The organism is Nocardioides sp. GCM10028917, assembly GCF_042666175.1.
In the GTDB taxonomy this organism is placed as follows: domain Bacteria; phylum Actinomycetota; class Actinomycetes; order Propionibacteriales; family Nocardioidaceae; genus Nocardioides.
Window position 1 is genome coordinate 98760 of the sequence record NZ_JBHTFL010000005.1, and the last position, 13949, is coordinate 112708.

At 72.6% G+C, this 13949-nt stretch carries 12 protein-coding genes and 1 rRNA gene; 2 read left to right on the plus strand and 11 right to left on the minus strand.

Annotated elements, in window-relative coordinates:
- Window positions 1-74 precede the first annotated feature (74 nt).
- Window positions 75-719 (minus strand): NUDIX domain-containing protein, encoded by a 645-nt coding sequence (locus ACFQW6_RS07555; RefSeq protein WP_378542899.1) that lies wholly within the window; start codon window positions 717-719, stop codon window positions 75-77.
- 58 nt (window positions 720-777) lie between these two features.
- On the opposite strand from ACFQW6_RS07555, the gene pepN reads away from it, so the two are divergent.
- On the plus strand, window positions 778-3225 hold the full coding sequence (pepN, locus tag ACFQW6_RS07560; RefSeq protein WP_378542901.1) for an aminopeptidase N: 2448 nt from the start codon (window positions 778-780) through the stop codon (window positions 3223-3225).
- A gap of 27 nt (window positions 3226-3252) precedes the next feature.
- Here pepN and ACFQW6_RS07565 read toward each other — a convergent pair whose 3' ends face one another.
- From ACFQW6_RS07565 to ACFQW6_RS07600, 8 genes are read right to left on the minus strand one after another with little or no spacing between them, the layout of a single operon-like run.
- Window positions 3253-4947 carry a CTP synthase gene (locus ACFQW6_RS07565; protein ID WP_378542903.1) on the minus strand — a complete coding sequence of 565 codons (1695 nt, stop codon included), beginning with the start codon at window positions 4945-4947 and terminating at the stop codon, window positions 3253-3255.
- An 11-nt stretch (window positions 4948-4958) separates the two neighbouring features.
- Window positions 4959-5852 carry a copper transporter gene (locus tag ACFQW6_RS07570; protein ID WP_378542905.1) on the minus strand — a complete coding sequence of 298 codons (894 nt, stop codon included), beginning with the start codon at window positions 5850-5852 and terminating at the stop codon, window positions 4959-4961.
- Complete coding sequence (gene steA / locus ACFQW6_RS07575) at window positions 5849-7048, minus strand: putative cytokinetic ring protein SteA (RefSeq protein ID WP_378542907.1); 1200 nt, start codon at window positions 7046-7048, stop codon at window positions 5849-5851. The genes ACFQW6_RS07570 and steA overlap by 4 nt, the downstream gene beginning before the upstream one ends.
- A 15-nt stretch (window positions 7049-7063) precedes the next feature.
- Window positions 7064-8836, minus strand: coding sequence for a DNA repair protein RecN (gene recN / locus ACFQW6_RS07580; RefSeq protein ID WP_378542909.1), 1773 nt, complete (start codon window positions 8834-8836; stop codon window positions 7064-7066).
- Window positions 8829-9779 carry an NAD kinase gene (locus ACFQW6_RS07585; RefSeq protein ID WP_378542911.1) on the minus strand — a complete coding sequence of 317 codons (951 nt, stop codon included), beginning with the start codon at window positions 9777-9779 and terminating at the stop codon, window positions 8829-8831. The genes recN and ACFQW6_RS07585 overlap by 8 nt, the downstream gene beginning before the upstream one ends.
- Entirely contained in the window at window positions 9776-10615 is an 840-nt protein-coding gene (locus tag ACFQW6_RS07590) for a TlyA family RNA methyltransferase (RefSeq protein WP_378542913.1), read from the minus strand. The genes ACFQW6_RS07585 and ACFQW6_RS07590 overlap by 4 nt, the downstream gene beginning before the upstream one ends.
- Window positions 10616-10621: 6 nt before the next feature.
- Window positions 10622-10807, minus strand: coding sequence for a hypothetical protein (locus tag ACFQW6_RS07595; RefSeq protein WP_378542915.1), 186 nt, complete (start codon window positions 10805-10807; stop codon window positions 10622-10624).
- 10 nt (window positions 10808-10817) lie between these two features.
- Window positions 10818-11837, minus strand: coding sequence for an HAD-IIA family hydrolase (locus ACFQW6_RS07600; RefSeq protein WP_378542916.1), 1020 nt, complete (start codon window positions 11835-11837; stop codon window positions 10818-10820).
- A gap of 48 nt (window positions 11838-11885) precedes the next feature.
- Here ACFQW6_RS07600 and ACFQW6_RS07605 point away from each other — a divergent pair, with 48 nt between their 5' ends.
- Window positions 11886-13004 (plus strand): DUF1015 family protein, encoded by a 1119-nt coding sequence (locus ACFQW6_RS07605; protein ID WP_378542918.1) that lies wholly within the window; start codon window positions 11886-11888, stop codon window positions 13002-13004.
- Here ACFQW6_RS07605 and ACFQW6_RS07610 read toward each other — a convergent pair.
- On the minus strand, window positions 12979-13440 hold the full coding sequence (locus ACFQW6_RS07610) for a single-stranded DNA-binding protein (RefSeq protein WP_378542920.1): 462 nt from the start codon (window positions 13438-13440) through the stop codon (window positions 12979-12981). The genes ACFQW6_RS07605 and ACFQW6_RS07610 overlap by 26 nt on opposite strands.
- Before the next feature lie 209 nt (window positions 13441-13649).
- Window positions 13650-13767 (minus strand): 5S ribosomal RNA (gene rrf, locus ACFQW6_RS07615).
- Window positions 13768-13949: the final 182 nt, after the last annotated feature.

Below are 13949 nucleotides of genomic sequence, written 5' to 3' on the forward strand. Positions count from 1 at the left end.
CTCCTCAAGTGTTCCCGGGGGCCACCACGGTGTGGCCCGCCTCACAGCGAGGGCGAGACTACTCCCGGGAGGTCCTACCGGTCGTCAAGGGCCCCGCGGCGCTTGAGCACGTCGTACGCCAGCACCGCCTGCGCGAGCGGTCCCTGTCGCACCCGTCCCTCGAGGACGGCCTCGAGCAGCTCGGCCATGGGCACCCAGAAGTGCTCCATCTCGGCCTCCTCGTGCTCCATCTCGAAGTCTCCCCGCGCTGCGTGGGTCAGCCCGCGGGCCAGGAAGATCTCGTGGACCTCGTCGGTGATCCCCGCGCTGGGGAAGGTGCTCAGGAGCAGCCGCCAGTCCGTGGCGTCGAGCTCGACCTCCTCGCGCAGCTCACGCTTCGCCGTCTCGACGGCCGGCTCGTCGCCCGCGTCCCGCAGGCCGGCGGGGAGCTCGACGAACTCGTGCCCGCTGGTGTGGCGGTACTGCCGCAGGCACATCACCCGTTCGTCGTCGTCGACCGCAAGCACCACCACGGCGCCGGGGTGCTCCAAGCTGAGCCGGCTGAACTCCCCGGGGTGGCCCGGACGGGTGATCCGGTCCTCCCGCAGCGCGACCACCCAGTCGTCGCGGTGCAGGTCCTGGCTCGACACCACGGGCCACGCCATCGGCCTGTCGGCGAGCTCGTCCTGACGCTCGTGCGGTCGGTCGTCCGTTCGGTCGTGGGTGCTCGCGTCGGTCATGCCCCGACGCTAGCCGAGAGGCACCTGCCGATGGACGGGGTGAGTTAGGTTCGGCCCCATGACGTTGTCGACCCTCACCAAGCACGAAGCGAAGACCCGGTCCGACCTCCTCGAGGTCGAGCGCTACGACATCGACGTGGACATGACCGGCCTCCTCGAGGGGGAGGTGTGGCGCTCCACCAGCACCATCGCCTTCACGTGCTCCGAGCCCGGCGCGACCACCTTCGTCGACGTCGCGATGGACGTCGTGCGCGCGACCCTCAACGGCGCGGACGTCGACGTCTCCGCCGCGGCCGACGGTCGCCTGCCGCTTCCCGCGCTCGCGGCCGACAACGTCCTGGTCGTCGAGGCGAGCACCACCAACACCGCCACGGGCGAGGGCATCCTGCGCACGGTCGACCCCACCGACAAGCTCGTCTACGTCTGGACCAGCCTCGAGCCCGATGAGGCCCGCCGCGTGTGGGCCTGCTTCGACCAGCCGGACCTGAAGGCACCCCACCGCTTCGTCGTGACCGCGCCGTCGTCGTGGCGGGTCACCTCCAACGGCGCGCCCGAGTCGGTCGAGGACGCGGCGACCGACGACGTCCGGGTGTGGACCTTCCCCGACACGCCCCGCCTCTCGACGTACGTCGTCGTGGTCAACGCGGGCCCGTTCCACGAGGTGCGGCAGCAGCACGACGGCCACGACCTGGGCTTCTACTGCCGCCAGTCGCTCGTGCCGATCCTCGAGCGCGACCTCGACGAGCTGGTCACCCTCACCCGGCAGGGCCTCGCGTTCTTCGGCGAGCGCTTCGGCTACCCGTTCCCGCAGGAGCGCTACGACCAGGTCTTCGTGCCCAACCTCGGGGGCGCGATGGAGAACTGGGGCTGCGTCACCTACGGCGACGGCCAGCTCTTCCGCACTCCCCCGACCCACGCGCAGCGCGCCGTCCGGGCGGAGTTCATCTTCCACGAGATGGCGCACATGTGGTTCGGCGACCTCGTCACGATGCAGTGGTGGGACGACCTCTGGCTCAACGAGGCCTTCGCCTCCTGGGCGGCCAACTGGGGCATGGCGGGGGCGAGCGCGTTCACCGAGCAGTGGGCCACCTTCCTCGCCGCCTTCAAGCGCACCGCCTACGAGATGGACATGAGCCCGGCTCGCCACCCGATCCGCAGCGACGTGCCCGACGTGTCGTCGGCGATGTCCAACTTCGACGCGATCACCTACGTCAAGGGCCAGAGCGTGCTGCACCAGCTCGTCGCCTACATCGGCGAGGACGCGTTCGTCGAGGGCCTGCGCGACTACTTCAGCCGCTACGCCTTCTCCAACACCCGTCTCGACGACCTGATGGACTGCTACGCGCGGGCCTCGGGTCGTGACCTCTCGGCCTGGACGAAGTCGTGGCTCGACGAGGCCGGCACCGACGTGATCTCGCTGGTCGACGGCGAGCTCGTCGTCGAGACGACCGACGACCAGGCCCCCCGTCCCCACTGCCTCGACGTGGCCGTCTTCGACGCCTCGGGCGACTCCCTCGTCCCGGTTGGCCGCTCCTCGCACGAGGTGGCCGGTCCGCGTACCCCGGTCGACCTCCCCGAGGGCGACCTCCGCCTGGTCAACGCGGGCGACTTCACGTTCGCCGCGGTCAAGCCCGACCCGACCTCGTTGCGGCTGATGCTCGAGCGCGTCCAGCAGCTCGACGACCCGCTCGACCGGGCCCTCGTGGCCGCCACCGCCGGCCAGCTCTTGCTGCTCGGTGACGTCGCCCCCCGCGACGTGTCGAGCGCGCTCGCCCGCGCCCTGTCGACGGAGACCAGCGCGGCGCTCGTCGAACCCTTCCTGAGCCAGGCGCTCGTGGTCGCCGACCGGTGGGCGCCGGCCGACGAGTCCCCCGGCCTGCTGGCCGCGCTGGCCGACGCCGTGGTCGGGCTCGTCGACGTGCCCGACGCCCGGCAGGCGGCGCTGCGAACGCTCGCGGCGTCCGCCTCCACCGACGAGCACTGGTCGGTCCTGCAGGCGGCCGCCGACCAGGCGACCGACCTCGACCTGGCCTGGCGGATGGCCGTGCGCCGCGCGGAGCTCGGCGACTACGACGAGGACGTCGTACGCCGTCTGCTCGAGTCCGACCCCGACCCGGACGCCGGCATGCGTCGCCTCGGGGTGCTCGCCGCCCGTCCGGACGTCGAGGCCAAGGAGGAGGTGTGGCGGGCGTTCTTCGTCGACTACGCCGTGCCGGCCAGCCGGGAGACCCTCGTGCTGGGCTCGACGTTCTGGCGCCCCGGCCAGGCCGAGCTCCTCGCGCCGTTCGCTCACCGCTACCTCGACGAGCTGCACTCGCTCAAGGGCGGGCTCCTGAACCAGGGGCTCACCATCCGCGCGATGTACCCCCTCGGTGCGGGCGACGAGTCCTTCCTCGCCGCTGCCGAGGCGGCGGCTGACGACACCACCCTGATGGCCTACGCCCGCAACCAGCTCCGCTCGAACTCGTTCGTGCTCGGCCGGATCCTGCAGGCCCGCCGCCTCTGACCTCCGTCGGGCTCGGCTCCAGCGGGGTCAGTCCTCGGCGCCCTCGTCCTTGCGACGCAGGCCGGACTCGTCGAGCGGGAAGCGCTCGGAGCGCTGCCGCTCGATGGCCGCGCCGACGAGGCCGGCGAACAGCGGGTGCGGCCGGGTGGGCCGTGAGCGCAGCTCGGGGTGGGCCTGGGTGGCGACGTAGTAGGGGTGCACGTCCGCCGGCAGCTCGACGAACTCCACCAGCCCGAGCTCGGGGTTCACGCCCGAGAACACCAGGCCAGCCTGTGCGAGGGGCTCGCGGTAGGCGTCGTTGAACTCGTAGCGGTGGCGGTGGCGCTCCTCGACGGTGCCCGAGCCGTACGCCGCGCGCACCATGCTGCCCTCGGCGAGGTCGGCCTTCTGGAGACCGAGGCGCATGGTGCCGCCGAGGTCGCCGGCGCCCTCGACGTACTTCTTCTGCTCCTCGATGGTGGAGATCACCGGCTCGACGGTGTCGGGGTCGAACTCCGTCGACCCCGCCTTGGTCAGGCCCGCGACGTTGCGGGCGTACTCGATCACCATGCACTGCAGTCCCAGGCACAGCCCGAGCGTCGGGATGCCGTGGGTGCGGGTGTAGTGCAGCGCACCGAGCTTGCCCTCGATGCCGCGCACGCCGAAGCCGCCGGGCACCAGCACCGCGTCGACGTCGGCGAGGTGCTTGGCCGCGCCGGCCTCGGTCTGGCACTCGTCGGAGGCGACCCACCGGATGTGGACCTTGGCGTCGTGGGCGAAGCCGCCGGCACGCAGCGCCTCGCTGACGGAGAGGTAGGCGTCGGGCAGGTCGATGTACTTGCCGACGAGCGCGACGGTGACGTCCTCGGAGGGGTGGTGCACCCGGCGCAGCAGGTCGTCCCAGTCGGTCCAGTTGACGTCGCGAAACGGCAGGTCGAGGCGGCGTACGACGTAGGCGTCGAGGCCCTCACGGTGCAGCACCTTGGGGATGTCGTAGATCGAGGGAGCGTCCGCGCAGGTCACGACGGCCTCGTCGTCCACGTCGCACATGAGGGCGATCTTGCGCTTGATGCCCTCGGGCAGGTCGCGGTCGGAGCGGCACACGATGGCGTCGGGCTGGATGCCGATGGAGCGCAGGGCGGCGACCGAGTGCTGGGTCGGCTTGGTCTTCAGCTCGCCGGACGGACCGATGTAGGGAACGAGGGACACGTGGATGAAGAAGCAGTTGTCGCGACCGATCTCGTGCCGGGTCTGGCGGGCGGCCTCGAGGAAGGGCAGCGACTCGATGTCACCGACGGTGCCGCCGACCTCGGTGATCACGACGTCGATGTCCGGGCCGCCCATCGCGAGGACGCGGTCCTTGATCTCGTTGGTGATGTGCGGGATGACCTGCACGGTGTCGCCGAGGTAGTCGCCGCGGCGCTCCTTGGCGATGACGGTCGAGTACACCTGACCGGTCGTGACGTTGGCGATCTGGTTGAGGTCGGTGTCGAGGAACCGCTCGTAGTGACCGATGTCGAGGTCGGTCTCGGCGCCGTCGTTGGTCACGAAGACCTCGCCGTGCTGGAACGGGTTCATCGTGCCGGGATCCACGTTGAGGTAGGGATCCAGCTTCTGCATCGTGACGCGCAGTCCGCGCGCCTTCAGCAGGTTGCCCAGGCTCGAGGCGGTGAGCCCCTTGCCGAGGGAGGAGGCGACGCCTCCAGTGACGAATACGTGCTTGGTCGGCGTCCGGCTCTTCACGGGCTTTTATCCTACCCGAGGGGGACGGGTCCGTCCGCACCCGACGCACCGAACGCCCCGCCCGGAGTCGTCAGCGCGCGCTGCAGGGTGAGGACCGTCGCGACCCGGCCGGCGGCGGTGTCCACGCCGTCGAGGGTCGCCACGGCGGCGGAGGCCGGGTCGGCACGGAGCCGGCCGAGCTGGCCCTCCCCGCCGTCGGAGGTGACGCCTGCGACGACCACCCCGGCCGCCTGGACGGCAAGCCCCTGGGCGAGCCCGGCGAGGATCGCGTCGGAGCCCTCGTCCCCGGCGTCCGTGCCCAGCACGACCAGCACGAGCGGCGACCGCTGCGCGACCTCGCCCGGCTCGGCCATCAGGCCGGCGCCGGTGACGGCGTCGACGACGGCGCGGGCCTTGCCGTTCACGTCCTGGCCACCGGCTTCCTTCGTCGCGATCGCGAGGCCGAGCAGCTGCCCGATCCGGTCGTACGTCGACGCCTCGGCGGCGACGTCGCCCTCGGCCTGCTGGGTCAGCAGCTGGCTGCCGAGCGTGTCGACCAGCGACTTCTGGCCGGGGTCGACGATGTCCTCGGAGAGGTCGTAGCGGGCGCTGACCGTGCCGCCGGCGGCGGTCACCTGCTCGGTGAGCGCGGTGACCACCTGCTCGTCGGCCCCGGGGACGGTCACCACCGCGACCGATCGTTCAGCGAGGCGCCCGCCGACCGTGGCGGGCCCCAGCGCGGACACGACGCTCTCGGTGTAGTCGGTCTGTGCCCGGTCCGCGGCAGGGGCGGCCTCCGTCTCCCCGGACGAGGTCGCCGCGGTGGGTCCGACGTCGGAGAGCGGGCCGCCGCCGAGGACGATCCCGGCCGCCAGGGCGAGGAAGACGGCGACGATGGTGAGCAGGTGGTGGCGCAGGGTGATCACGGAAGGATTCCTCGGACGTTGTCGATCAGGTCTGACGTGGTGCTGGTGACGGACGGCGACAGCTCGTCGACCCACTGCTGGCCGACCGGTGTGACGCTCACGGCGGCGGCGAGGGCGAGCACGCCGGCGACCAGGGCGCCGACGAGGTGGCGTGGTCGGACGGCACCGTCGTAGAGCCGCGGCAGGGCCGCCGCGTCCACCAGGTCGGGGCCGAGCTTGAGGCGGGTCAGGAAGGTGCTGGCCAGGCCGCTGCGACGCCGGTCCAGGAACTCGGCGAGCGTGGCGTGCATGCCCACCCCGACGATCAGCGAGGCCTCGTGCGCCGAGGCGAGCAGCAGGGCGGCGTCCTCGGTCGTGGCGGACGTCTCGAAGCGCAGCGGTCGGATGCCGAGCCGCTCGAAGGGCTCGGTCACGGTGCGCGCAGCGCCACGCTCGACGAGGACGACCACGTCGCGGGCGCGACGCAGGACGGCGGCCGCGGGAAGGTCGTCGGAGCCGCCGGTCACCACGACCACGTCGGGGCGGTGGCCGGCGCTGGCCAGGGCGTCCGCGCCGCGGTCGACACCGATGAGGACCGGCCGCTGCTCACGCACGAAGGGCTTGAGGCCGCGCAGCTCCTGCTCCCACCCGTGGGAGCGCACGGCCACCACGACGGGCCGACCGGCCATCTCGGTGGCGGTGCGCGGCACGCCGTGGCCGTGGAGCAGGAGGTCCTGCTCGCGGCGGAGGAACTCGGTGCTGTTGTGGGTGAAGCTCTCGAGCTGCGCGGAGAGCCCGGAGCGGGCACGGTCCATCTCCGAGGCGACGAGGTCGACGGTCAGCTCCCGGCCGTCGGCGACCTGGGTGCCGCCGGCGTGCACCGCGCCCCCGTCGACCCGGAGGACGGCTCCGTCGCGGACCCGGTCGAAGATCTCCGGACCGACGCTGTCGACGACCGTGAGCCCGGCCTCGACGAGCAGCTGCGGGCCCAGGTTGGGAAAGCGGCCCGAGATCATCGGGCTGGCGTTGACCACGGCCACGACGCCGGCGTCGACGAGCGCCTGGGCGCTGGCGCGGTCCATGTCGAGGTGGTCGAGGACGGCGACGTCCCCTGGGTGCAGGCGGCCGAGGACGCTGGCCGTACGGCGGTGGACCCGGGCGGGGCCGTGCACGCCGGGGAGGGCGGGGGCTTGGCGGGAGCGGACTGCGAACTTCATGACCGCGCCATGGTGTCAGCCGCGGGCAGGCCTCTCGGGGAGGCACGCCCGCTCGGGCGCGGCGGCCTCGAGCAGCTCCCGGGCGTGGGCCCGCGCACTGTCGGAGTCCTCCACGCCGGCGAGCATGCGCGACAGCTCGCGCTCGCGGTCGTCGTCGGTCAGCGAGACGAGACCCGAGGTCGTGACGGTGCCGTCGCTGGACTTGTGGACCACTACGTGGCGGTCGGCGTAGGCCGCGACCTGCGGCAGGTGCGTCACGACCAGCACCTGCGATGTGCGCGCCAGGGCGGCGAGGCGGCGCCCGACCTCGATGGCCGCCTTGCCGCCGACGCCGGCGTCGACCTCGTCGAAGACGAACGTCGGGACAGACCCGGTCTCGGCCAGGGAGACCTCGAGCGCGAGCATCACGCGGGAGAGCTCACCGCCGGACGCACCCTTGTGCAGGGGGCGGGCGTCGGCGCCCGTGTTGGCAGCGAGGAGGAACTCCACGTCGTCCACGCCGTGCACACCAGCACGCACCCAGCGGCCGTCGACCAGCAGCTGTGGTCCGGCCGGGGTCTCCGGCGCCGGTGTGTCCTGCTGGGTGATCGCGATGGTCACCGTCGCGTGCGGCATGGCCAGCGAGGTGAGCTCGTCGCTCACCGCCCGGCCGAGCCGTCGCGCGGCGTCGTGACGCTGGGCGCTGAGGGTGCCGGCGAGGACCCCGAGCTCGCTGCGGATGCGGTCGCGGCGCGACTCCAGCTCGGCGATCTGCCCGTCGGTGTCCTCGAGGTCGAGCAGCCGCTTGGCGCCGTCCTCGGCCCACGCGAGCACCTCGTCGATCGTCTCGCCGTACTTGCGGGTGAGCGCCGTCAGCGCCGCCCGTCGCTCCGACACGGCGGCGAGCCGGGCGGGGTCGGTCTCGAGCGAGGCGGCGTAGGACGCGACGTCGCCGGCGAGGTCGACGAGCAGGTGGCTCAGCTCGGCGAGCCGGTCGGCGAGCTCCCCCGCCGCCGGGTCGTGGTCGCGGACGCCGTCGAGCGCCCGCCGCGCGGCGCTGGTCGTGGCCAGGGCATCGGGTGCGCCCTCCTCGCTGGAGAGCGCCTCACGGGCCGTCTCGGCAGCCGTGCGGAGCGTGTCGGCGAAACCGAGGCGCGTCTCCTCGGCGGCGAGCTCGGCGTCCTCCCCGGAGCGCGGGTCGACCGCCTCGACCTCACCGAGGCCGAACCGCAGCTGGTCGGCCTCCCGCGCGCGCTCCCGGGCCGAGCCGACCACCTCGGCGAGGGTCCGCTCGGTGTGGACCAGCTCGGCCCAGAGCGCGGCGTACGACGACGAGGTGGCGGCCAGGGCCTCGCCGCCGAACCGGTCGAGGGAGACTCGCTGGGCACCGGACCGGAGCAGGCGGTGCTGGTCGGACTGACCGTGCACGGCCACGAGGGGCTCGGCGACCTCGGCCAGCGTCGTCACCGGCACCGACGCGCCGCCGACCCAGGCGCGAGAGCGGCCCTGCGCGGCGACGTTGCGGGCGAGGACGACCTGGTCCTCCTCCACCTGACCGCCGGCGTCCTCCACCGCCGTGCGGAAGCCGTCGAGGTCGCTGGCGGCGACGACTCCCTCGACGCGGGCCTGCTTGGCGCCCGAGCGCACGGCGCCCGAGTCGGCCCGGCCGCCGAGCAGCAGCCCGAGGGCGGTCACGACCATCGTCTTGCCCGCGCCCGTCTCGCCCGTGATGACGGTCAGGCCGGGGCCGAGCTCGAGCGTCGAGGACTCGATGACACCCAGCTGGCTGATCCGGAGCTCCTCAAGCATCGGCGTCTCCGTTCTCGCGGCGTCGACGCTCGGCGGCCCCGCGCCAGCCCTCGACGGGCAGGCCGAACTTGGCCACCAGCCGGTCGGTGAACGGTGCGTGCTGGAGCCGGACGAGACGGACCGGACGGGCACCGCGGCGCACCTCGATGCGGGCGCCCGGGGGCAGGTCGACCGTGCGGCGGCCGTCGCACCACAGGACGCCGGAGCCTTCGGTGTTGGACAGCACCTCGACGGCGAGCACCGACGTGGGCGCCACCACCATCGGTCGCGCGAACAGTGCGTGCGCGCTCAGCGGGACCATCAGCAGGGCCTCGACCTCGGGCCAGACGACCGGGCCGCCTGCGCTGAAGTTGTAGGCGGTCGATCCCGTCGGGGTGGCGCACACGACACCGTCGCAGCCCCACCGGGACAGCGGGCGCCCGTCGACCTCGACGACGACCTCGAGCATGCGCTCGCGTGCGGCCTTCTCCACGCTCGCCTCGTTGAGGGCGAAGGTGGAGAACCGCACCTCCTTGCCCACCAGCACGCAGACGTCCAGCGTGAGCCGGTCCTCCGCGGTGTAGTCACGGGCCACGATCGCGGCGATGGTGGACTCGACGTCCTCCTGCTCGGCCTCGGCGAGGAACCCCACGTGCCCGAGGTTGACCCCGAGCAGGGGTGTGCTCGTCGCGTGGGTCAGCTCGGCGGCGCGGAGGATCGACCCGTCGCCGCCGATGACCAGCACCAGCTCGCACCCCTCACCGGGCACGTCGTCGGGTCTCGTGGTCTCCACGAGCCCGTCGGCGTCGGCCAGCCCCAGGTCGGCTGCCTCGTCGGCGAGTAGTCGTACGGCGATGCCGTGGGCGGTCAGGCTCTGGACGCAGGCCCGAGCGACCTCCCGCGCCTCGGCCCGACCGGTGTGGGCGAGCACCATGACGCGGCGCCGGGCGGTGGGGGTGGTCACGGGTCCACCCTCTCACCCGCCACCCCCATCGACCCGGCGCGCTCGACCTCGGCGCGGATCGCGTCCGCCCCGATCGACGCCGGACCCCGACGCAGCAGGAGGAAGAACTCGACGTTGCCGGAGGGTCCGGGCAGCGGGCTCACCGTGACGGCCACCGCGCCCCAGCCGCGCTCGCCGGCGAGGTCGGCGATCGTGGTGACCGCCTCCGCCCGCAGCGCGAGGTCACGGACCACGCCGCCCTTGCCGACGCGCTCCTTGCCGACCTCGAACTGCGGCTTGACCATCAGCGCCAGCTCGCCGTCGTCGCGGGTCACGGACAGCAGCGGGTCGAGCACCAGGGCGAGGGAGATGAAGGAGAGGTCGCCCACGACGAGGTCGACCGGGTCGCCGATGACGTCGAGGGTGAGCTCGCGGATATTGGTGCGGTCGTGCACCTGGACCCGCTCGTCGCTCTGCAACGACCAGGCCAGCTGTCCGTAGCCGACGTCCACCGCCACGACCTCGCGGGCCCCCGCCCGCAGGAGCACGTCGGTGAAGCCGCCGGTGGACGCACCGGCGTCCAGGCAGCGCTTGCCGCTGACGGTGAGGCCGTGATCGGCGAACGCCTGCAGCGCCCCGGCGAGCTTGTGCCCGCCGCGGGAGACGTAGTCGACCGACGTGGGATCGTCCTTGACCACGATCGCGACGTCGGTCGTCACGCCGGTCGCCGGCTTCGTCGCTCGCGCCCCCGAGACCGTCACCCGACCGGCGGCGACCAGCTCGCTGGCGTGCTCGCGCGAACGGGCCAGGCCGCGCCGCACGAGCTCCTGGTCCAGCCGTAGACGTCTGGGCGGCACGGTCGTTCAGGCGCCCCGCTGGTCGCCGGACGCGTCGGGTCGGGCGTCGAGGGCGCGACGCAGCTGCTCGTGGGCACGCTCGAAAACCGCGACGTGCTCGGCCACCGGCGCGTCGGCCAGGGCCGCCACCTCCGCCAGCACGCGGTCGACCGACGCGACGCCGGTCGGCTCGTGGTCGGGCAGCTCGCTCATGGCCGCGAGCCTACTCGGCGCCGAGCTGTCGGACCGGTCCGGGAGGCGTCGTGTCGGAGACGTCGGCCACGCTGCCCGCCTCATCGAGGTGGCGCCAGCACGCGGTCGCCACGACGCGCCACCAGTCGGCGTCGCCGCCCTCGCCCTCGACCGTCAACCGGCCGCCCACGACGCTCGCGGTCCAGCCGCCGAGCTCGACGCTCGCGTCGGCGACCGACGGCACCGGGTGCGTCTCGAACAGGCCCGCCAGCGTCGGGGAGATGTACGTCGGCCGCAACCGGGGCGGCGCTGCGGCGAGCTCCTCGAGCCAGGTCACGCCGGTGAGCACCAGCAGCGAGGGAGCGTCGATCGCATGAGCACCCTCGATGTCGGTGTCGAGCCGGTCGCCGACCATGAGCGGCCGGTCACCACCCACCCGCAGGACGGTCTCCTCCATCAGCGGCCTCTCGGGCTTGCCGGCCACGATCGCGTCGACGCCGGCGAAGCCGGTGATGGTCCGCACGAGGACGCCGTGGCCGGGCGCGAGCCCGTAGGGCGTCGGGATCGTCAGGTCAGCGTTGCTCGCGACGTAGGGCAGGCCGTCCCGCACGAGGGTCGAGGCGCGCATGATGTCGCGCCAGCGGACGTCGGGGCCGTAGCCGCTCGCCACCGCCACCGCACCCTCGGGGTCGTCCACCGGCTCGAGGCCGGCCTCGACCAGCGCGACCCGCAGGCCCTCGCCTCCGAGCATCAGCACCCGCGCACCCGCGCCGTGCTCCTCGGCGAGCAGCCGTGCCGAGGCCTGGGCAGAGGTGACCACGTCGTGTGCCTCGGCCGACACGCCGACCTTGGTCAGCTTCGCCGCCACCTGGTCGGGCGTGCGCGAGGCGTTGTTGGTCACGAACGCCACGTGGCGGCCGGACTCGCGCACCCGGTCGATCACCGCCGCGACACCGTCGATGGCCACTCCCCCGACGTAGACCACGCCGTCCAGGTCGAACATGACCAGGTCGTGGGCCTCGACGAGGGCAGCTGCAGACTCCTCGAGCATGGTCCACCCCTTTCCGGATCGTGACGAGCGTCCCCCTACGATGCTCCGATGGACCTCGCCACCGTCGTGCCTCCGTACGTGGCGAAGCCCCTCGAGCTGCTCCCGTTCCGGGCGGTGATGCTGTCCCCGACCCGTGTGGGCGACCCCGCCTCCGCGCGAGCACTGGCGCGACCCTACCGCGACGTCGCCGAGCGCCTCACCCAGTGGATCGACCGCGGCGACGCGCGTGCTGACCGCGCACCCGCCCTCTACCTCCACGAGTACACCGCCGGCGGCCTCACCGTCCGGGGACTCGTCGGTGCCCTGCGCATGTCCGAGCGCGCCGACACGCTGGCCGAGCGCGCGGTCTGGCCGCACGAGGCGATCCATCCTGAGCAGGCCGGCGAGCTGGCCGAGCGGATGCTGCAGATGGACCTCAACCCGGCACCCATCCTCCTGGTGCACCACGGCAGCCAGGAGCTCCGGGACCTCGTCGACGAGGTCGCGAGCGCCGAGCCGGACTGGCGCTACCTCGACCGGACGGGACAGCGACAGCGGCTCTGGGCCGTGCGGGACGAGAAGGACATCACCCGCATCGGGCAGCTCATCTCCGGCAGCCAGTGCCTCCTCGCCGACGGCCACCACCGGTACGCCGCCTACCTGCGCCTCCAAGAGGAACACCCGGGAACGCCGTGGGACGCTGGGCTGGCGATGCTGGTCGACCAGGCCGACACTCCCCTGTTCCTCGGCGCCATCCACCGGACGCTGCCGACCGTGCGTCTCGACGTGCTCGTCGAGGCGACGCGTGCGGCGGGCGCCGAGGTGACCCAGCGTTCACGGACGCAGGCGCTCGGCGCCCTCGACAGCACGCACCTGGTGCTGACGGACGGGGAGACGTGGTACGCCGTCGCGCCTCACGGCCTCGACCGCGAGGCTGCCGTGTCGTGGCTGCACGACCACGTGCTTCCCCGGCTGCCAGAGCCGCCGCCCCGCCTCGAGCACCACCACACGGTGAAGGACGCACTGAGTGCCACCTCGTCCGCAGCACCCGCGGTGCTCCTCCCGAGCCCGGACTTTGCGCAGGTCAAGGCCCTCGTCGAGTCCGGGGGGCTCCTGCCCGAGAAGGCCACCTCGTTCCAGCCGAAGCCGAGCCTCGGCGTCATCATGCGGCCGGTGAACGACGGATGATCCGCGCGGACGACGCCACCACCTCGACGCGCGACCGTGTCGCTCCCCCTGCCTGGTAGAACCGGCAGCACACAGCGCCGGTGACCTCGACCGTGTCGCCGGGCCTCCAGGCGGCGATCCGCCGGCGCAGTGCGGCACTCCAGGCGGAGCACGGGATCGAGTCGACGCGCTGGCTCGTCGTCGTCACCGTCCTCGCCGCGCCGGGACTGCGCGGCACGGAGATCCGGAAGCTCACGAGGGCGTCTCCGCTCGGCAGGTCGACGACGATCGGGACGCTCGTGACCCGACCCACGAGCCGCACCTCGTTGGCACCCTCGTCGCCCTCGTCGGCAGGCGGTCCGGCGCGACGCTCGCGGGTCGAGTCGTCGCGCGACCGCCGGTTGCGCGCCGTCGCCGGGCGCTTGTTCGTGTCAGTCGTCGTGTCCGTTGTGGTCACAGTGCACCTCCTGGACACGACTGTCCCGGCTCGGTGCGACAGCTCGCCGCCCAGCCGGTCCCGGCCTGTGGAAAGCCCCGGACAGGCGCGCCCTGTGGACGATGAGCGGCCAGATTGCGACCCCGGCCCACGGGCTTGGCTCGAGCATGAAGACGTCCGGAAATGCAGAAGTGGGGCCACCCGAAGGTGACCCCACTTCCACAATGTTTGTCCGGCGGCGTCCTACTCTCCCACAACCTCTCGGTTGCAGTACCATCGGCGCTGAAAGGCTTAACTTCCGGGTTCGGTATGGGACCGGGTGTTTCCCGTTTCGCTATGGCCGCCGTAACTCTTTCAACCTGTTCAAACCCCCACCACTGGTGTGGGTTGGGTTTGTTGGTTGGGAACTGCTTAGTGGACGCGAACAGTGTGTGTGTTCGTTGGTTGCGCGGGTGTACGTACGTGGCACGTGTGTTGTCACGTGTGTGGTTTTGTACGTGGTTGGGACAAGCCCTCGGCCTATTAGTACC